16 protein-coding genes are annotated in these 19,525 nt (G+C 43.1%); all 16 read left to right on the top strand.

Features of this window, described 5'->3' with window-relative positions; translation table 11 throughout:
• The 16 genes from ABJF92_RS12555 to ABJF92_RS12480 all read left to right on the top strand — a co-directional run bounded on the left by ABJF92_RS12555 (position 1) and on the right by ABJF92_RS12480 (position 19,525).
• Complete coding sequence (locus tag ABJF92_RS12555; protein WP_446816129.1) at positions 1 to 1,698, top strand: flagellar hook-basal body complex protein; 1,698 nt, start codon at positions 1 to 3, stop codon at positions 1,696 to 1,698.
• Positions 1,699 to 1,829: 131 nt separating this feature from the next.
• Positions 1,830 to 2,570 carry a flagellar basal-body rod protein FlgF gene (flgF, locus tag ABJF92_RS12550; protein WP_446816128.1) on the top strand — a complete coding sequence of 247 codons (741 nt, stop codon included), beginning with the start codon at positions 1,830 to 1,832 and terminating at the stop codon, positions 2,568 to 2,570.
• 47 nt (positions 2,571 to 2,617) lie between these two features.
• A complete protein-coding gene (gene flgG / locus ABJF92_RS12545) occupies positions 2,618 to 3,403 on the top strand; it encodes a flagellar basal-body rod protein FlgG (RefSeq protein ID WP_446816127.1) in 786 nt (261 codons plus the stop codon).
• Between the two features lie 42 nt (positions 3,404 to 3,445).
• Positions 3,446 to 4,309: a flagellar basal body L-ring protein FlgH gene (locus ABJF92_RS12540; protein WP_446816126.1), complete on the top strand. Its 864-nt coding sequence runs from the start codon at positions 3,446 to 3,448 to the stop codon at positions 4,307 to 4,309.
• A 36-nt stretch (positions 4,310 to 4,345) separates the two neighbouring features.
• Positions 4,346 to 5,434 carry a flagellar basal body P-ring protein FlgI gene (locus ABJF92_RS12535; RefSeq protein ID WP_446816125.1) on the top strand — a complete coding sequence of 363 codons (1,089 nt, stop codon included), beginning with the start codon at positions 4,346 to 4,348 and terminating at the stop codon, positions 5,432 to 5,434.
• Between the two features lie 8 nt (positions 5,435 to 5,442).
• Positions 5,443 to 6,408 carry a flagellar assembly peptidoglycan hydrolase FlgJ gene (gene flgJ, locus ABJF92_RS12530; RefSeq protein ID WP_446816124.1) on the top strand — a complete coding sequence of 322 codons (966 nt, stop codon included), beginning with the start codon at positions 5,443 to 5,445 and terminating at the stop codon, positions 6,406 to 6,408.
• A 100-nt stretch (positions 6,409 to 6,508) separates the two neighbouring features.
• Positions 6,509 to 8,482 (top strand): flagellar hook-associated protein FlgK, encoded by a 1,974-nt coding sequence (gene flgK / locus ABJF92_RS12525; RefSeq protein ID WP_446816123.1) that lies wholly within the window; start codon positions 6,509 to 6,511, stop codon positions 8,480 to 8,482.
• Positions 8,483 to 8,486: 4 nt separating this feature from the next.
• The gene (flgL, locus tag ABJF92_RS12520; RefSeq protein ID WP_446816122.1) at positions 8,487 to 9,851 is read left to right on the top strand and encodes a flagellar hook-associated protein FlgL; all 1,365 of its coding nucleotides are present in this window, start codon (positions 8,487 to 8,489) and stop codon (positions 9,849 to 9,851) included.
• Between the two features lie 18 nt (positions 9,852 to 9,869).
• Positions 9,870 to 11,417, top strand: coding sequence for an HD-GYP domain-containing protein (locus ABJF92_RS12515; RefSeq protein ID WP_446816121.1), 1,548 nt, complete (start codon positions 9,870 to 9,872; stop codon positions 11,415 to 11,417).
• A gap of 327 nt (positions 11,418 to 11,744) precedes the next feature.
• Positions 11,745 to 12,629 (top strand): flagellin N-terminal helical domain-containing protein, encoded by an 885-nt coding sequence (locus ABJF92_RS12510; RefSeq protein ID WP_446816120.1) that lies wholly within the window; start codon positions 11,745 to 11,747, stop codon positions 12,627 to 12,629.
• 1,187 nt (positions 12,630 to 13,816) lie between these two features.
• Positions 13,817 to 14,698, top strand: a complete 882-nt coding sequence (locus tag ABJF92_RS12505) for a flagellin N-terminal helical domain-containing protein (RefSeq protein ID WP_446816119.1) — start codon at positions 13,817 to 13,819, stop codon at positions 14,696 to 14,698.
• A gap of 62 nt (positions 14,699 to 14,760) precedes the next feature.
• Positions 14,761 to 15,183 carry a flagellar protein FlaG gene (locus ABJF92_RS12500; RefSeq protein WP_446816118.1) on the top strand — a complete coding sequence of 141 codons (423 nt, stop codon included), beginning with the start codon at positions 14,761 to 14,763 and terminating at the stop codon, positions 15,181 to 15,183.
• A 37-nt stretch (positions 15,184 to 15,220) separates the two neighbouring features.
• Positions 15,221 to 16,651, top strand: coding sequence for a flagellar filament capping protein FliD (gene fliD, locus ABJF92_RS12495; protein ID WP_446816117.1), 1,431 nt, complete (start codon positions 15,221 to 15,223; stop codon positions 16,649 to 16,651).
• Positions 16,652 to 16,693: 42 nt separating this feature from the next.
• Positions 16,694 to 17,128, top strand: a complete 435-nt coding sequence (gene fliS / locus ABJF92_RS12490) for a flagellar export chaperone FliS (protein WP_446816116.1) — start codon at positions 16,694 to 16,696, stop codon at positions 17,126 to 17,128.
• On the top strand, positions 17,128 to 17,424 hold the full coding sequence (locus ABJF92_RS12485; RefSeq protein WP_446816115.1) for a hypothetical protein: 297 nt from the start codon (positions 17,128 to 17,130) through the stop codon (positions 17,422 to 17,424). Before fliS ends, ABJF92_RS12485 begins: the two co-directional genes overlap by 1 nt.
• Complete coding sequence (locus ABJF92_RS12480) at positions 17,414 to 19,525, top strand: motility associated factor glycosyltransferase family protein (RefSeq protein WP_446816114.1); 2,112 nt, start codon at positions 17,414 to 17,416, stop codon at positions 19,523 to 19,525. The genes ABJF92_RS12485 and ABJF92_RS12480 overlap by 11 nt, the downstream gene beginning before the upstream one ends.

The following is a 19,525-nucleotide window of genomic DNA, read 5'->3' as shown; positions in this document are numbered from 1 at the left end:
ATGGGTTTCAATACAGCGCTTTCAGGCATTAAAGCTTCAGCAGACTATTTAAGTGTGACAGGTAATAATATTGCCAACGCCGATACTACAGGTTTCAAAAAATCACGTATCGAGTTTGACGATCTTTATAATACCAGTGTTCTTGGTGCTGGCAGTAACAACAGTATTGGTTCTGGCGTTAGTGTGAGTGCGGTGGCCCAAGAATTCTCTTCCGGTAACTTATCTTATACCGATAACAACTTAGACTTAGCGGTTGATGGTAGTGGTTTCTTTGTATTGGGTGGCAATGTAGCACAGTCTTACACCCGAGCTGGTAACTTTAAGTTAGACGCAGATGGTAACTTGGTGACGAACAACGGGCTTAATGTTCAAGGTTACAATGCGGTTGATGGTTTGGTAGGCGGTAATCTTGAAGACTTGGTTGTGCCAACGGATCGAATTTTACCGGAAGCGACGTCTAAAATTGACTTGAAAGTAAACTTAGACTCACAAGGCGATGATGTGCCGGCTTATATTAAAGATGATTTTGATTTAACCGATCCTGATACGTTTAATTTTACCCAAACTGAAAGTGTGGCTGATGCCAATGGTCAGAATCACATCATTACTTATTATTATGCTAAGAGTGAATTGCCGAATACTTATCGAGTTTATGCAGCCGTAGATGGCAACATGACGGATGATACTGGGGCGCCTTTCATGCCAGAAATGTATGCCACCTACAACAGTGCTGATGGTGGTACAGATTATAATGGTGATGGCGTTACCGAAGCGCCGTTTGAACTTTTGTATTTAGGTGCGGCTGAACCTACGACGGATGATATTGCTGCGGCGACTAAAACGCCTTTAGCTGTTGCAGGTACGCTTAATGGTGTTGCCATTACGGGGGCTCTAGATCCTACCGCAGTTCGAGACTCCAGTACGGTTGCCCGTGAAGCTTTCGATCCATTAGATCCTGCTACCTATAGCTATGGTAATACTAAAACTGTGTATGACTCTCTTGGGGAGTCTCACACCATAGGCTATTACTTCATCAAGCAAGGTGAGAATAACACCTACGAACTCCGTGTAACGATGGATGGTGAAGAAACTTACATAAATCCATTGGATGGTCAGGAGACCAATTATCTGGAACCTGGTACGAATATCGCTTTTGATGCGGCGGGTAATTTTATCGGTTCATATCGAGGGTTACCGCCTTTTGATATTGCTGAGCCAATTACCATAGAGCTGACTGGTTTAGATCCAAGTAATCGTTCTGCTATTGCACCGTTAGACTTTACGGGATCAACACAGTTTGCCCTAGAGAATACGGACCACTTCGAGCAGGATGGTTTTGCGGCAGGTGAATTGCAGGGCGTTTCCTTTGATGAGGATGGTTTCCTTGTTGCCACCTATACCAACCAGCAAGCGGCAACACTTGGCCAATTAGCACTAGCGACGTTTGATAGTAATGACGGTTTAATGCCGACCGGTCACACATCTTGGTTGGCAGGTAAGAACTCTGGACCGGCTAATATCGGCCGACCTAACAGTGGGACTCTAGGTAAGATTCAAGGGGGGGCCTTGGAAGAGGCTAACGTTGATTTGACCACGGAGCTTGTGGCTTTGATTGAGGCTCAACGTAACTACCAAGCGAACAGTAAGGCGTTAGAGACAGAGAATACAGTGACGCAAACTATTATTAATCTCCGTTAATAAATTTTAAACAGCGTCTTTTTAAAGGCCGAAACAGCTTGTCTGTTTCGGCCTTTTTTCGTGTTTTTTTAAGTTGGTATGATTCTTGATAGATAGTTTGTAATTAGACGGTTTACATGAAGGGGTTTGCTATGGATAAAGCGCTGTATTTGGCGATGAGTGGTGGCGTGCAGACAATGAACGCACAAACAATTCATGCCAATAATTTAGCAAATGTCAGCACTACAGGTTTTAGAGCAGACTTTGAACAAGCTCGTTCCATGCAGGTATACGGTGAGTCTATGCCTAGCCGTGTCTATGCTATGACGGAAAATCCCGCTACCCGCTATACCACAGGAGACATGATACAAACCGATAGAAACCTAGACATTGCTGTTGCAGGTGAGGGTTTTATCACTGTCTATGATGAACTTGGCCAAGAAGCCTATACCCGAGCTGGAGACCTGCAAATTAATGCTGCGGGGCAATTGGTGACAGGAACAGGTTTGCCAGTAGCAGGTGTTGAAGGGCCGATTTTTTTGCCGCCCTTAGACCGTATTACCATTACACCAGATGGCTCTATTTCGATTGTTCCTCAGGGAGGAGCTGCGAATGAAGTGGCGGTTCTGAACCAAATTAAATTGGTCAATCCTGACCCACAAAATATTCGAAAAAAAGACGACGGTTTAATTCATGCTAAAGACGGTCAACCTTTTGAAGCGGATTTAAATGTAAGCGTGGCATCAGGGTTTCTAGAAGGCAGTAATGTGAATGCGGTAGAAGAAATGACACACATTATGAACCTTGCTAGACGGTTTGAGATGAATGTAAAAATGATGGACAGCATTCGAGAAAATGCTAATTCGTCAGCAAGAATTTTACAGCGTAGTTAAGTAAACGCATCGTAGTAACGAATAAAAGATAGCTTTAAGAGGTGAATATGAATTCAGCATTATGGGTAAGTAAAACTGGCTTAAGTGCTATGGATAAGCAGCTTAATGTGGTGGCCAATAATTTGGCGAACGTATCAACGAACGGCTTTAAAAAAGACCGAGCTGTTTTTGAGGATCTCATGTACAAAACCGTACGTGCACCAGGTGGACTAAGTGCTCAAAATGCAGAGCTACCTTCTGGTCTTCAACTTGGTACTGGTGTCCGTGTTGGTGCTACGCAAAAAGACTTTTCGGAAGGTGATTACAATGTCACTGATCGTCAGTTGGATATTTCGATTCAAGGCAAGGGTTTCTTTCAGGTTGTGCAAGCGGATGGCTCTATGGCGTATACCCGTGATGGCAGCTTTCAGCTGAATAGCCAAGGCCAGCTTGTGACGGCTAATGGGTTATTGGTTCAGCCTGGTATTAATATCGATAATGACTCAGTAGAGATATTTGTGTCGGAAGATGGTGTGGTTTCCGTGTCAAAAAGTGGTCAAGCGGAACAACAGGAAGTAGGGGTTATTAACATAGCGGGCTTTATCAACCCAACTGGTTTGGATTCATTGGGGCAGAATGTGTTCGCAGAAACCAATGCCAGTGGACCGCCTATTGTTGGCGCACCTGGTACAGACTCCCTCGGAACGCTAGGTCAAGGTATGCTAGAAGCATCCAATGTGAACTCTATTGAAGAGTTGGTCAATATGATTACAACGCAACGCGCCTATGAAATGAACTCTAAGGTGATTGCGTCGGCTGATGGTATGATGAGCTTTGCGATACAGCAGCTTTAACGTAAATTGAAATCATTTGGTTTAAGTGAAACGTGGAAAATAATGAAAATTAAATTGGTTCTACTGGCCTTAATGAGCGTTTGTCTGACCGGCTGTTTATCCTGGGATGTGGACGAGCAGGCGTTAGCTAACGCGGCAGCAGCAGGTGCTGGTGCGGCTGTTGCTGATGCAGTCGTTGATGCGGTTACTGATGATGAAGAAAATGCTGATGGTGATGCAGAGGAAGCAGAAGAAGAGTCAGAAGAACCAAGGACTGGTTATGTACCAGACCCCAACGATCCATTGAATGGGCCTCAAGTCCAGCAGGCGATTCGTTCGGATGACCCATACTATGCTCCTGTGTACCCAAATGGCTTAGAGCCTTTTCAAGCCCCTACGGGTGGGATTTATAGACCTGATATGGGCGATGTATTCTTTGGGGACCAAAAAGCGAGTCGAGTGGGGGATATACTCACCATTAATTTGAATGAAACCACCACATCGACAAAAGCCAATGCTGCGACAGTGTCGAAATCTGCTTCTGCAACCCTAGAAAATCCAACGGTTCTGGGGGAAACATTACGATTAGATACAGATTTGCCTCAGCAGGGAACGGATTTCTCGGGTAATGCTTCGGCGAACCAAAACAATAGTTTGAATGGTACTATTTCCGTTACGGTTGTTAAGGTGTATTCAAATGGATTGCTCGCAGTACGAGGTGAGAAATGGTTACGGTTGAATCAGGGGGATGAGTACATACGGTTTTCTGGGGTCGTGCGAAAGCAGGATATCTCACCTAATAATACAGTAGAGTCTGAGCGTGTAGCCGATGCACGAATCACCTATTCAGGTACGGGTGATGTGGCGGCTGGCAGTGAGCAAGGGTGGGTAAGTCGCCTACTAAATTCTAGTGATATGCCCTATTAATGAAAAGCAGGGCTAAGCCCAAGTAAAGGTGAACAAATGAAATATATGGTCGCGCTTTTTTTCGTTCTTCTCTCATTGTCAGTTCAAGCTGAGCGTTTGAAAGATATTGCGAGTGTGCAAGGAGTACGTGACAACCAGCTGTTTGGTTATGGCTTGGTGATTGGTCTCAATGGTACTGGTGATAGCACTGCCTTTACAGACCAAAGTTTTTCCAGCATGTTGTCTAAATTTGGTGTCACCTTGCCTGAAGGTGTCAATGCAAGCTCCCAGAATGTAGCGGCCGTGTCACTTACCGCAACGTTACCACCATTTTCAAAACCCGGACAAAAAATTGATGTCACGGTATCGTCGGTTGGTAACTCAAGCGGTTTAAGGGGTGGGACTTTATTGTTATCTACCCTAAAAGGTGCTGACGGTGCGGTTTATGCCATTGCCCAAGGTAATCTTGTTGTTGGAGGGTTGGGAACGAATGGAGCCGATGGCTCCCGTTCATCTCTGAATATTCCAACAGTGGGTCGTATCCCTAATGGTGCCAGTGTAGAACGCGCAGTACCTAGTAGTTTCAACGCTGGTGATACATTAACGTTCAACCTTAATCGACCAGATTTTACCACTGCCAGATTCGTCTCTGAAAAAATTAATGGACTGTTAGGGCAAGGAGTGGCGAAAACACTTGATGCGACGTCCATTCGAGTGACCGCACCTCGTGACCCAAGCCAAAGGGTGACCTTTCTGTCGATTCTTGAAAATCTAGAAGTTGAATTAGGCGAAGAGCGCGCTCGAATTGTTATTAACTCAAGAACAGGCACCATCATAATTGGTCAGCATGTAAAGGTCTCGCCTGCCGCTGTTACGCATGGTAGTTTAACGGTAACGATTAATGAAATACCTCCTGTTGTTGGTCAAGATGGAACTGTCACGGGTGGAGAAACTATTCTTGCGCCAAGAGCGGGCCTCGAAATTGATGAAACCAGCGGTCATATGTTTGTGTTTGATCCCGGCGCTTCATTGAATGATATTGTGCGAGCAGTAAATCAAGTCGGTGCCGCGCCTGGAGATGTGATGGCCATTCTTGAAGGCCTGAAGCAAGCTGGCGCTATTAACGCAGATCTTGTGGTGATATAGGATTACCCATGAATACCGTACCTTCGAATGACTTTTATGCCGACTTTTCTTCATTATCAGCGCTGAAGACGAAAGCACAAAAAGATCCAGACAGCGCCCTTAGGGAAGTTACGCAACAGTTTGAATCGATTTTTATTAATATGTTGCTTAAAAATATGCGCAGCACCAATGAGGCCATTGGTGGTGGTTTGTTTTCTAGTGCTCAAACCAAACAATATCAAGAGATGATGGACTCTCAGATGGCGCAAAGCTTGGCGAAATCGGGAGGCATTGGTTTATCTGAGGCATTAATTCGGCAGTATCAGCAAACTTCATCTGAAACTTCTACAAGCCAAAGTCGACAAGACGACACGGATTTCCTTAACCAAGTGGCTAAACAAGACTTAGCTCGTATCCAGGTGTTGGCCAAACAAGCTTCGGCAGATTTTATTAAGTCTGTGCAAGGCCAAGATGGCTTAGCTCCTCAAGCTGTCGCTGATAAAACACCATCGGCTTTGTCTGTTGTGTTTGACTCACCAGATGAGTTTGTTGATTCTTTGTGGCCCCATGCCCAAGCAGCAGCGCAAAAGATAGGCGTTGATCCTAAAGCGGTTTTGGCTCAGGCCGCCCTAGAAACTGGCTGGGGAAAGTACCCTATCGCGAAAGAAGATGGTGCAGCCAGTTTTAATCTATTTGGCATCAAAGCGGACAGTCGTTGGCAAGGGGATAGAGCGGTTGTCAATACTTTAGAATATCGAGAAGGTGTGGCAAAACGAGAGAAAGCAGCCTTTCGAGCCTACCAGTCTTTTTCTGAAAGCTTTGATGACTACGCCCGATTTTTACAAACAAGTGAACGTTATCAAGAGGCCTTGAAAGTAGGTAAAAATGCGTCGGCATTTACCCAATCTTTGCAACATGGTGGCTATGCCACTGACCCTCAGTATGCACAAAAAATCAATAATATAATGTCCAGTGAGTGGTTCGAGCAATTATAGTCTACAGGCTCCGATACTACTTGAGTAAAGTTTTCTGGCTTTTGGCCGATAGTAGGAAATAAGTAATTATCCTATTTAAATATTCGCAATGAGGTGAGCAATGGGCTCAAATTTATATGGTATTGGTCTCTCTGGTTTACAGTCGAGCAATGCCCGTATCAACACCACAGGCCAAAATACGGCCAATGTAGACACGGAAGGGTACAGTCGTCAAAAGACAAATACTTCCAGCTCTCATGTGGGTGGTGTGGAAGTTCGTGATACGACTCGCCTTGTTGATAATATGATCAATAGTCAGGTTAGAGCTGATACTTCGAATCATTCTTACTATGAAACCTACCATAACATGATGTCACTTTCTGATGGTTTGTTAGCCGAAGACAGTGTTTCGCTGAATAATTACCTAAACGATGCTTTTAAAGCTTTGCAAGCGGTGAATAATGACCCAGCATCGCCTGGTTTACGTAACCTCGCTCACTCCAGTTTAGGAAGCCTAGTAGAGCAATATAAAGTTCTATCAGGTATGACCGCAGAGCAAAGCCGAACGGTAGATAATCAGCTAGCGGCCTCTCTTACAGATTTAAACGCGCTTACTAAGCAAGTTGCAAAATTAAATGATGAAATTCTTCAGCAGGAAAGTAATTCATTTTCCCCTGCTAATGAGCTTAGAGACCAACAAGAATTGTTGGCGGTTAAAATCTCTGAATACATAGATACCAAAACACAGTTTAATGATGAAGGGGTGATGAGTATCTCTTTGGCAAATGGTCAGCCTTTGGTATTAGATCGCCTAGCCCCAGAATTAGAAATGGAACCTGACCCGCTGGACCCAAAGAGAATTAAGCTTACGGTTGACTTAGGTCGTCATGAAGTTGGCATAAAATCGGAAGATCTAGGTGGTTCTATTGGTGCTTTGGTGGATTATCGCCGCGACTTTTCGATTGATACAGACCGTACTCTTGGACAGAGCGCAATCTCAATTGCTGATGCGATGAATCAGCAGAATGCCTTAGGTATTGATGCTAATGGCCTTTTAGGCCGTGATCTTTTTTCTTTTGCCGACATTAAGATTCAAGCCGATAAGGCTAATACAGGTAAAACACCGGATCTTGAGGTGCGAGTGTCGCCTGGTAACTCGGCTAATATTCTTAAAGATACTTATGAATTGATCAAAACAGGTGACTCGAGTTTCTTGGTGCAGACTTATGACTTGAACGGTGAGCCTTCAAGACGCACTGCGACCATAGATGCGAGTGCTGCACCTGATAAAAAGGGTTTTTACCAAGTGGCTGAGCTTGGTGTTGACCTTAAATTAGGGGATTTAAGTGATTACGAGATGGGTGATACTTTCCAATTTTCTCCCACTCAAGGTATGGCCTCAACCTTTCAGCTAGCAGCAAAAAATGGTGATGACTTGGCTTTAAGTGGGCCAATGAATGTTTATACGGACTCTGGTAATTTATCGGAAGCTAAGATTTCCTTAAGTTCGGTAACCAATACAAATCCAGATAGCTCGGCGTTTGCGTCAAACCATGGGTTGTATCCAAATGCTCCACATAGCATACATTTCATGTCGAATAATGAATTTCAGGTTCGAGATGCAAATGGTGGGGTGCTAACGTCTATTGATAATGTTCAAGATTATCAAAACCTGCTGGAACAGGCCGGGCTTGCTGAGAAAGCTGGCTTTGATGTCTCATTATCTTCCATGCCAATGGCAGGGGATGTGTTTTCAATGGATATGGAAAATATTGGCGTTTCAAACAACTTTAACGGCTTATTACTAGGTGAGCTACAAAATGAAAACCTGGTGGCAGGGCGTCAATCTGTTTCTGAGTCCTTTTCTGATTTGGTTGCTCAGGTAGGGAGTAAATCGGCTGAATTGGAAGGCAATGTTAAGTCTAGCGAAATCATAATGAATCAAAGTATGGCGCGTCGAGACAGTATTTCTGCCGTCAGCTTAGACGAGGAAGCGGTTAATTTGTTGAAGTACCAGCAATCCTATTCAGCCTCTGCTCAAGTTATTACCGCAGCACGTACAACCTTTGAAACCTTATTAGGGGCGGTGAGATAAGCTTATGCGAGTAACAAATAACCTCATATATGGTCAATCAAGCAATGCCATTTCGAAAGCGAATGAGCGTTACATGGATGTGCAGGAAAAAATTGCTGCGCAAACCAATATTATTAAAGCGAGTGATGACCCAGTGGGGGCCAGTCAAGTCCTACAATATGAATCCAGTAATCAAAAACTTAGGCAGTATGATGATGCTATGAGTATGGCGGCTAGTAATCTAGAATATCAAGAGGTTGCACTGGATAGTCTGAATAGCTTGTTGGATGATGCCAGAAGTTTGCTAATTCAAGGGCAAAATGAAATTAACACTCAAGCAGATGTGGATGCGATATCTCAAGAGCTTGCCATTATGGTTGAGTCTATGGCAGATCTCATGAATTCTAAAAGCGCTGAAGGTGATTACATTTTTGCCGGAACAGACACTTCAAGTCCTGCCTTTGTATTAGGTAATGATGGTCGCTATGAATGGGCTGGTAATGAAAGCCAAAAATTTGCTCAAATCTCAGAGGGTATGAAAATAGCCGTAACAGATTCGGGCAAAAAACTGTTTGAGGATGTATGGGCGCGTAATAATTTTAGTGCGCATGTTGAAAGCGGTGAGGCGAATCTAGCCACTGAAATACGTCATCAAGGGGATTTCGATGCTTTCATGGATGAACATTATGACCCGATTAATCCATTAAATAACCATTACCGATTGACGACTTTCGCTCAAGGAGAGGAGCCAACTCTTGTTTCTCAGGTTGAGTCAGCCTTGGACGCAAATGGCGATGTTATTGAAGAGACGGCAGAACAAGAGCTGGCAGACCAGCTTGGTGATGTGCTCAAGGAAGAAGAATATGATAATAGGCCTTACTTTGGACCATCGGGTCAGTATGTACTCACTAATAGCTTCGGAGAAGAGGTAGCCTCTGGCGAATATCATCCCAGTAAACCTATTGTTTTTGAGGGCATGTCATTTTCTATAAACAGTGCGCCGGGAGCGGTCATCGACTTCGAATTGAACCCGCCTAGAAGAGACAATGTTCTCAATGAAATAAAGAAAACCTTATCCATTATCTCAGATGAAGATTCTAGTATGGCAGAGCGCGAAAAAGCGTTTTTTGATGCTACAACAAGTATTACTAATACTCAGAGTTCTATAGGTCAAGGGCGTTCATCAATTGGTGCAAGAATGAATACCCTCAGCGACAAAGGTAACGTTAACTCTGCGAGTCAATTATCGAATGCGATAGCTCAAGACAAAGTAGGCGGTCTTGATGTGGGGGCTGCAGCCACTGATTTAGCGATGGCAGAGTCGGCTCTAACCGCATCACAAAAGTTATTCTCTCGCATTAATAACCTTTCTTTATTCAATCAAATTTAATAGTGCAGGTAGCTTTCAATGTCGGCATTTAACATAGAATCTTGTTTTGGTGCAGATATAACCGTTGGCTATTTTGATATTGAAGAAATTCTAGATGTTTTTGGCATTAAAACAGAAGTATTTAAAAGTACTCGGCTAAAAAGCCTAATTAAGCAGCATGGTAGAAAAGATCGTATTGTGACCATTGTAATGCGACAGGTGGCTCTTGATTATTTAAAGCCTGATTTGGAGGCTAAATTTCTACCCTATGATGTGCATTTTAACGATGATCTGCTACTAAGTAGTAAGCGTGAGCGTTTGTACGATGCCCAAGAGCGTTTTTTACTGCTTTGTTATGCTATCGCGAATGGTAAGCCTGTCCGTAGTTTGAAAAAACTGCATAAAGGTTTAAGTAGTAAAGAGTGGCGAGAAAAGCACCGTCGTAATGTCAGTTTATATAAATACTTTCGTCAAGAATTAAACGACCATACCCGAGAATACATTCTTAGCTATAAAGCCAGAGCCAGTGGCGAACAACCCGTTGAGAAAAAAACATCAGTAAGAGAGCCTGTCTCTCAACCGGTAGAGAAGAAAGCGGACCCTCAAGAGAGCCTAGCGCGAAAATTACCAACGGCCGATAAGCATCGAAAAACTACCTTAGAAGAAGAATTGGTAGCAGCGCAAAAACTGTTTGTAACGGGTGGCGACTTGCTGGCTGAGCAGGTGGACAAATTTAAGCGTGGAGAGGTCATTGATTTAGAGGCGCTTAAGGGCTTTTCTCGACACTTTATTGACTCTTACCAACGTAACAACTTTGCTCTCATGCTCATGCGTCAAGCGAATAATATAAAAGATTATTTACCTCGACATATTTTAGGAATGGCTGCTTTGTCGGTCCCTTTTGCCCTAGGGTTAAAATTAACCGCCGATAAAATTGAAAATATTGTTTTAGGCTGTCTAGTGTTTGATTTAGGCCGCTTTCGTTTGCCTCCAGCGGTAGTCAGTAAACCCGATGCGTTGAATTCGAGTGAGGTGGAACTGTTTCAAAATCATGTTCGCTTTGGTGAGCAGGTGTTGAAAAAGTGTCCAGATTTGCCTGCTAGTGTCTATCAGATGCTGACGGATCATCATGAAAGAGTCGATGCAAGTGGTTACCCGCAAGGGAAAAGCGCTCAAGATATCTCAAATTATGGAAAAATGGCCGCCATTATCGATGCGTTTGATTCGATAACGTCGGTGCAGCCTCATCGAAGTGCTAGTGGTCCTATTACGGCTCGTAAGCGCATGCTGGAAGATTCTGGACGTGCTTTTGACGCCAATTTTTTGGCTGTTTTCCTCAACAGTATTGGTTCATGCCCTGTGGGTACGTGTGTAGAGCTGTCTAATGGTCGGATAGGATTTGTGCTTACCCTAGATAAAAAGCTACAGCCTGCTTTGGTTCGCCAAGTGTATAGCTTACGAAATAAATCATTTATCCCATCAGTGGATCTAGAGTTAAGCAGGGCTTTAAATCAAGAATCAGATATCAGTATTCTTCGAGAAGTTACTCCGCAAAAGTACGGCCTAAAGCTAAGTAATTGTCTATAAACGTTTTTATTCTAAACTCTGTGACTCACTAGTGTCACTGGTGAGCCTGTTGTTACACCTGTCTCTCTCCTCAATACGATGTTGTTTCTAAACAAACGCCCACTTTCTAAAAGATTTTATCTTTCTTTCCTAAAGTTTTTTCTACTTGGCTCGATACATAATTGAAGCGTTTTTTTAGGTTCGAAAAAATTAAAGATCTAAAAAAAACGAAAAAAAAATTAAAGATCGATACCAAGATGTCGATAACAGTTTTAAGAGATCAACAACCAAATAACTAATTAAATCAAAAGGTTGTGGCTCTTAAATTATTTTCTTAGGAGAGAAGAAATGGCTTTATACGTAAACACAAATACATCCTCATTAAATGCCCAAAGGCAATTAATGCACTCAGCAAACTCATTAGATACAGCGTTCCAACGTTTGTCTTCTGGTCAACGAATTAACAGTGCGGCAGACGATGCTGCAGGCTTACAAATTTCTGACCGTTTAACGTCACAAATTAATGGTCTTAATCAAGCAGTGCGAAATGCCAACGATGGTATTTCATTAGCGCAAACTGCTGAAGGTGCGTTAGACGAATCAACTGATATGTTACAGCGTATGCGTACATTATCGATTCAAGCAGCAAACTCATCCAACACGGACAAAGACCGCTTGGCCTTGCAAGAAGAAATGGCTCAGCTGGCTGAAGAAATTAATCGAATTGCAGAGACAACCACTTTTGGTGGACGAAATCTTTTAGATGGAACTTACGATGGTATTTTCCAGGTGGGCGCTGATGCCAACCAAACGATAAGCTTTTCGATGCGTTTTGGTGGTGGAGCAAATTCTATTGATTACCAAACCAATAATGGTTTCACCATGTCTGGTTTATCCAGCCAATCAGGTACACCAATCGATGGCTCTACGGCCTCGGTGTCTACTGCGGCGAATGCGCAAAGTATGATTACTATCATTGATACTATGATTTCAGGGATTGACTCTAAGCGAGCGGAACTTGGTGCGGTACAAAACCGTTTTAGTTCAACGATTAGTAACTTAAGTAATATTTCTGAAAACGTTGCGGCAGCCCGAGCGCGTATACGAGATGCAGACTTTGCAGAAGAAACTGCAGCACTTACGAGTGCTCAGATTCTTCAACAAGCAAGTAGTACGATTTTGGCCCAAGCGAATCAGCGCCCGCAAGCAGCCTTGTCATTACTAGGGAACTAATTTAGCGGCATATAAGCTTTTGATAAGGGGTAATTCTTTGCCCAATCGATAATTGAATTTTCGAGCGTGTTCTCGAATTTAAGTCACTTCTCTCTCCTAGAGGTGGCTTTTAGCCGGATGAGAAATCATCCGGCTTTTTTCGTTTTTGTAGAAGCTGTTGGTGTTTTTATGAGCAGTATTTGCCTGTTGGTGAGCTTTGTTCAGTCAGCATATACAAATTAAGTGGCGGACGACGTCATAGAGAAAGGATGGGGTATTTGGATCGAATAAAACTAGGTTGGCAAGTGTTCACGCTTTTTCCCAAGTGTTCATAGTGGACAGCTCTGTCGCTTTGCGAGACAGCTGGTTGTGAATTGTTATGGATAAAGCCTTGAGATTGGCTTGGTCTTTAGCGGCTTACGGCCATGTTCAATAAGCGAGCGAGAACGAAAACTTCTCCTCTATAGCTCTACTGTGTGATAGGCAGAAGGTGCTAAGAATGGGGAACTCTTGTGGGTGATGAGGGTAGGTTTTGGCTTGATGGCTAGTGACTAAATATTTGAATATCTAAAGGTTTGTTGATGTGTAGGTAGGCCGAGCACATTGCTCGTGGTGTGCTCTGCATGTGCTCTTTCACAGTGCTGGGTAAGTTGAATGAGATGGGTGACCCTGGCTCCGTGTGATGACGCCTGCCAGGAGCCTAATCGAAGAAGTCTTAGCTAAGGGCGCTGGTGTCTGGTCATAGGCTAGAGGGTGCCTTTCTCATATTGGTGCGGCAAAAGTCTGTCGGCAAGCGTGGGGTACTTGTCTTTCCAGTCTGGTCGGCTCAGGTGAGAGCTTCTGATGTTGCACTTGTTCCCAGTTGAGGGTGAGAGCTTCATAGATTCTCGTTTTATAGATTGGTGGGTTTTTCATACCTGTGTATAGCACAGGCATGTTGAAAGGGTACTTCGTTCAATAAGCGCTTTTTTTAGGGTGTTTTTAAAGATTTTTTTAAGTTTTTTTAATGAAGAAGATGATTTTAATTTTTCTTTTAAAAAACACTTAAATCAATGAGTTAGGGAAAATTTTTGCCAGTTGTGCGGTGTATTTCTGCCGTTGATGGGAAAATATTTTCTGCAAAGTGTTAAAGGTCTTAACAAGTCGACCGATAACTAAATTACGATCTGCAAACTAATCGCAGAAAATTGAAAAACTAGGAGGCTATAATGGCTCTTTATGTAAATACGAATACTTCGTCTACAAATGCACAGCGTCAGTTGATGAGCTCTGGTAAAACGCTGGATACATCTTTCCAACGTTTGTCTTCTGGCTTACGTATTAACAGTGCGGCGGATGATGCGGCAGGTTTGCAAATCTCCAACCGTCTTACTTCTCAGATCAATGGCTTGAACCAGTCTGTTCGTAACGCTAACGATGGTATTTCGCTAGCGCAAACGGCTGAGGGTGCACTAAACGAAACAACTGATATGTTGCAACGTATGCGTACACTTTCTATCCAATCTGCTAACGGCTCTAACTCTGATGAAGACCGTCTAGCGCTTCAGCAAGAAGTTAGTCAGTTATCTACGGAAATTAACCGTATTGCTTCTGATACCACTTTTGGTGGCGCAAACTTACTTGACGGTACGTTTGAAGGTATCTTCCAGGTAGGTGCTGATGCTAACCAAACAATCAGCTTCAGTATGACTAAGGGTGGTATCAACGACTCTATCGACTTAGCCGCTTCTGGTGGTTTCACTATGACTGGTTTGTCAGCAGGTGCGACAACCCAGGTTAATGCTGATACAGCTTCTGTATCCAGTGTAGGAAACGCGCAGAGTATGATTGCTATCCTTGATAGTATGATTGCAGCAGTAGACTCTAAGCGAGCGAACCTAGGTGCGGTACAAAACCGTTTCAGTTCTAGTATCAGTAACTTGAGTAATATCAGTGAAAACGTAGCGGCGGCACGATCTCGTGTACGTGATGCAGACTTCGCTGAAGAAACAGCGCAACTTACCAGCGCTCAAATCTTGCAACAAGCCAGTTCTTCTATCTTGGCTCAAGCAAACCAAAGACCGCAAACAGCATTGTCCCTATTGGGATAATATTGCGATTACGAAAAGCTGGGGCACGGCCTCAGCTTTTGCTTTTGTGAAGGAATACTGAGATGTCTATTAGTTCTAGTGATTTTTCAAAGCAAGCACTTGGTGGCATTCCTAATCGTCAAGAACAGCGAGTGGCGGATGACTTTCGAGCAATGCGTCAAGCAAACGCTAAAGTTGTTCAGAACACGGCCGATAGTAATAGGGCAGACTCTGGAAATAACGGCCAGGCGGCTCAATCAAGTCAAAAAGTTGAGCCGCAGCAGGTCGAGAAAGTAAACCAGAAAATGGCTCAGCTGAGTGTTCATTTGTCTTTCGAAGTAAACGAAGGCGGTGATCAAAATGTCGTGAAAGTAATGGATCAGACAACTGGAGATGTTGTACGTCAAATTCCGACGGAAGAATTTCTTAAAATGTCTGAACGAATCGATGCTATCATGAGTCAACTTAGCGAGGTAAAGGGTAGCTTGGTAAACAGTCAGGCTTGAGTTTGATAAATGATGCTTAGGCATCCGGAGATAGGTTATGTCGGTAGGCTCATTAGGGGCAGGTTCTGGACTCGATCTAGAGAGCCTTGTTAAAAATATGGTGAGTGCCCAACGAGACACCAAAGTGAAGCTTTATAACGATAAGTTAGACGGTTTTGAGACAAAATTGTCTGCTTTGGGTAGCGTTGGCGCAGCAATCGACAGCTTTAAGTCTTCCGTCAAAACATTAAACGACGAAACTCTGTTTACCGGCCGCAATGCCATCATTGACCAAGAAGAAGGTAATGAAAGCATTGCAATATCTACTGACAATACAGCCTCGAACGGTTCTTATGCCATTAGTGTAAATCAAATGGCGGCTGGTAGTCGTATTGTGTCGGCTGATAACCTGTTCAGCTCTGGTGATGACATCATCACGACGGTTGGCGGTGACTTAAATTTATCGGCAGGCGATGATAGTTTTACACTTACCGTGGAGCCTGGAACGACCCTTTCCCAATTACGTAGTCAAATAAACAATTCTGCTGAGAACTTTGGTGTTTCAGCAAACCTTGTGGATGATGGCAACGGCAATCTTTTTCTTACCATGACGTCTTCTAAACAAGGCGCAGAAAATACCTTACGAATTACAAATGAACCGACTCCTGTTCCAGAGGGGAGTGAGTTAGTGAGTGATGTCGATGATGCTTTAGAATCACCTGCGTTGCTTGAAACCGGGTTTGGTTTAGACAGTGTCTCGACCGAAGGATTATCGGCAGGTTTGTATACTCCGCTGGGAGATGAGGCTAAAGATGCCATTATCACGGTTGACGGGATTGCTATTCGCAATGATACAAACACTTTTGATGATGCCGTATCAGGATTAACCATTGAAGCGCTAGCAACTTCTGATAAGCCCGCTAATGTTGATATTAGTTATGATCAACAAACGGTAAAAGAAGCGGTAGAGACCTTTATATCTTCCTACAATGAAATGGTCGACGTGTTAAAGCGAAGCTCAGCTAAAGGGGCTGTGCTGAGTGGCAACAGCATGATACGTAATTTACAAAACGCCCTGTCCAGTGAGCTGATGTCCAGTTCTACCAACACGGGTGTATTTTCATCTATTTTTGATATTGGCATCGAAATGCAGAATAATGCCGTGTTAAGTTTTGATAACGCTAAGTTTGATGATGCAATGCAAAAAGGCTATAACGATGTAGCACCACTTTTTTCTGGTGATAGCGGCCTTGCTGAATCTTTAGATAATATGTTGGATAACTACACAGGCTCTCAAGGGATGAATAATACTCTGAAAGAGTCGGTAAGACGCTCAATTGATGACACGGAAGAGTCACTTAATGATTATGAAAAACGCATGGAACGCTATGAGTCAACATTACGTGATAAGTTTACAGGTTTAGATTCTCAATTGGCGAATATGAATGCGCAAGGCAACTATTTGAACTCCATGCTAGAAAAACTGTAATCATTGATGAAATTTAAATGAAGATGATATTTGGAGTTGTGTATGTATAACAAAAAAGGGATTCAAGCGTATAAGAAGGACTCTATCAAGTCTGATTTAGCCTCTGCTGACCCCCATCGTATTATTCAACTTTTAATGCAAGGAGCTCTGGAAAAACTGGCCCTAGGCAAAGGCTGCATTGACCGAAGTGATTGGGAAGGCAAAGCGAAAGCTTTAACTCGAGCAATTGAGATCATCAATGCTCTGAGAGATGCATTGGATAGAGATGCGAACCCTGAACTAGTGGATAATCTAGAGTCGTTGTACGATTACATGGTCTTGCGTATTAATGAGGCGAGTGTAAACAAAGATTCCGCTATTATAGATCAAGTAATGGGCTTAATTTTACAGATTAAAAGTGCTTGGGACCAAATTTCAGAAATGGATAAACAAGGCGCTTACTCAGACAAAGAAGATGCTCGTGCAGGAGCAATTTAATGCTCGATATCAAACACTTAACGAAGTTAAGTGCAGCGCTACAAATCAGCACCCAGGATAATGATGTTGATGAAATACTAAAACTCTGTGCAGAGAATGATGGCTTTATATATTCCCTCAAGCCATCTTCAAAAGACCCTGAAACCAATCAAGCGATCAAAGAATTTATTTTGGTCCACCAGAGCGCAACGCAGCTGATCCGCGATCTTCACCAAGAAATGCAAAAACAACTTTTCCAGTCTACCAAAACCCGTAAGGGTGTCAGCCATTACAAAGGCGTGAAACATGCAGAATAATGATGCGAACAACACTTTACTTGAAGAAGCAGAAGCCTTTGCCAAACTCTTTCAAGAGGGATTGGTGAGATTGAGAGACAACGATCAAGAGTTCACTGAAAGATATGTGCGTAATATGGCGATTTTTGAGCAAGTCATGCCGCATATTTTTGAAGAGTTTAAAAATTATCAGCCGACAAAGCGTCATATTTATTTAGAGGCCAGTGGTGAATTAAACCTTTATCGTGAAGATGTTAGTGCCCCCCTGTTTTCCACCACTCCGCGAGAGCAAGCAAAGGGGAAAATTGATCGAGCCTTACAAGCCCCGAATAAAACCTTATTGAACCTTGGTCGTACCGACAATCATCCAAGTCGACATGTTTTTTACAGCAATAAAATGCTGGATGAAATCGAAACCCAACAACAAGCTATGTCGCCCTTAAAAGTATGGCCTGATTTTGTGGGTGGGTGTGTTTTATTTGGTTTGGAGTTTGGCTATCAACTTGAATACCTGCTCAGCCAGAGATCCATCAAGCACCTGTATTTATACGAAACCGACTTAGACTTCTTCTACTACTCATTATTCGCTATCGAGTGGCAAAACATACTACAAACATTTAATCGCGATGGCCGTACGATCCATTTTTTCTTAGGTATTGAAGCGCAGGAATTCACTGAGCGCTACGTTTTGCAGCTTGAAGAAAATGGTTACTTTATGGCGCCGGAAACCTACCTTCACGTGGCTTACACCAGCCCAGAAAATGACCAAGCGATTGATTACTTTAAAAAACATTATGCTCGGCAGGTTATGGGCTGGGGCTTTTTTGATGATGCCCTAATGGGCGTTGCCCAAGGCCTGAGATCTTTGCCTAAAACCAAGCTTGCTCATTACCCTGGCGACAACGTTTTACCTAAATGGGTGAAAGAGATCCCTGTATTTATCTTGGGGAATGGTCCATCCCTAGACTCGGGCATTGAGCTGGTGAAAGAAGTGCGAGACCAAGTCTTGTTGATCAGCTGTGGATCAACTATCAACACCCTAAAAAAACTGGGCATTAAGCCAGATATTCATGTAGACATTGAGCGCATGAAGCAAACAGTGGATAAGTTTTTGTTTCTGGAGAAAGATTATCTAGAAGACATTTGGGGATTGTCCGTTAACGTTATGCATCCAGACTATTTTGACCTTTTCAAACGTACTGGTATTGGTATGAAACCTGGGGAAGCGATTACTTCATTAATCTTGTCACAGGCCCGTCACCATGGCGATATGACAGAATATGTGCAGCTCAATTACTGTAATCCGATTGTGGCCAATTTAGCCCTCTCTTATGTGCATATGTTTGGTTTTAATAATGTCTATTTTTTAGGTGTGGATAATGGCTTTAAAGATAAAACCAGCCATCACTCTATTCATAGTGGGTACTATAAAGACGGTAAAGAGTCGGGTTTTCAAACCTTTGAAAGCGCTAGTTTAGTGGAGCGAGAAGGTAATTTTGGCGGTAGTATTTATGCGACAGGCATTATGGAAACCTCTCGGATTCAATTAGAAGCGTTAACACGTTTATTAAACAAGCGTCGAAACTATAACAGCTTTAACTTGTCGGATGGTGCTAAGATTGAAGGCGTCACACCTTTAAGAACCGAAGATGTCCTGATTATGGACCCGAAAATCAATCATCAAAAAGTGATCGACATTTTGGAGCAGACCTTCTTTACTTTGCCACCTGAGCAAGTGCTATCCCAAGCGCCAACCGATATTATTTCCGTGCCAGACTTTGAAAAAATCAGTCAGATGCTACAGCAGGGATGGGACGACTCTATTACCACTCGTGAACAAGTATGTGACTTGCTGTGGTCTCATCACCGGAAAATATTTTTCCTTAAAGGTAGTATTCACAGACACATCCAAGACTTATTGATTGGCTCTTTTACCTATTCTGCTTTCCTCATAGTGCAGTTTATTTTTGCCCATGATGATGAAGCACAAGCGGTTGCAAGAGCCCGTAACTTGTTTGCAGTATGGCATGAGTTTTTACAAGAAATGCCGGCATTAATGCAGCAAGCATCAGATTTTGTCGATCAAGGTAACGATCACCTTATTACTTATTACAATGGTTAA

It is taken from the genome of Marinomonas sp. (assembly GCF_039940335.1).
Classification (GTDB): domain Bacteria; phylum Pseudomonadota; class Gammaproteobacteria; order Pseudomonadales; family Marinomonadaceae; genus Marinomonas.
Note: the sequence above shows the minus strand (reverse complement) of the source record. Positions and strands in the feature narration are given on the sequence as shown.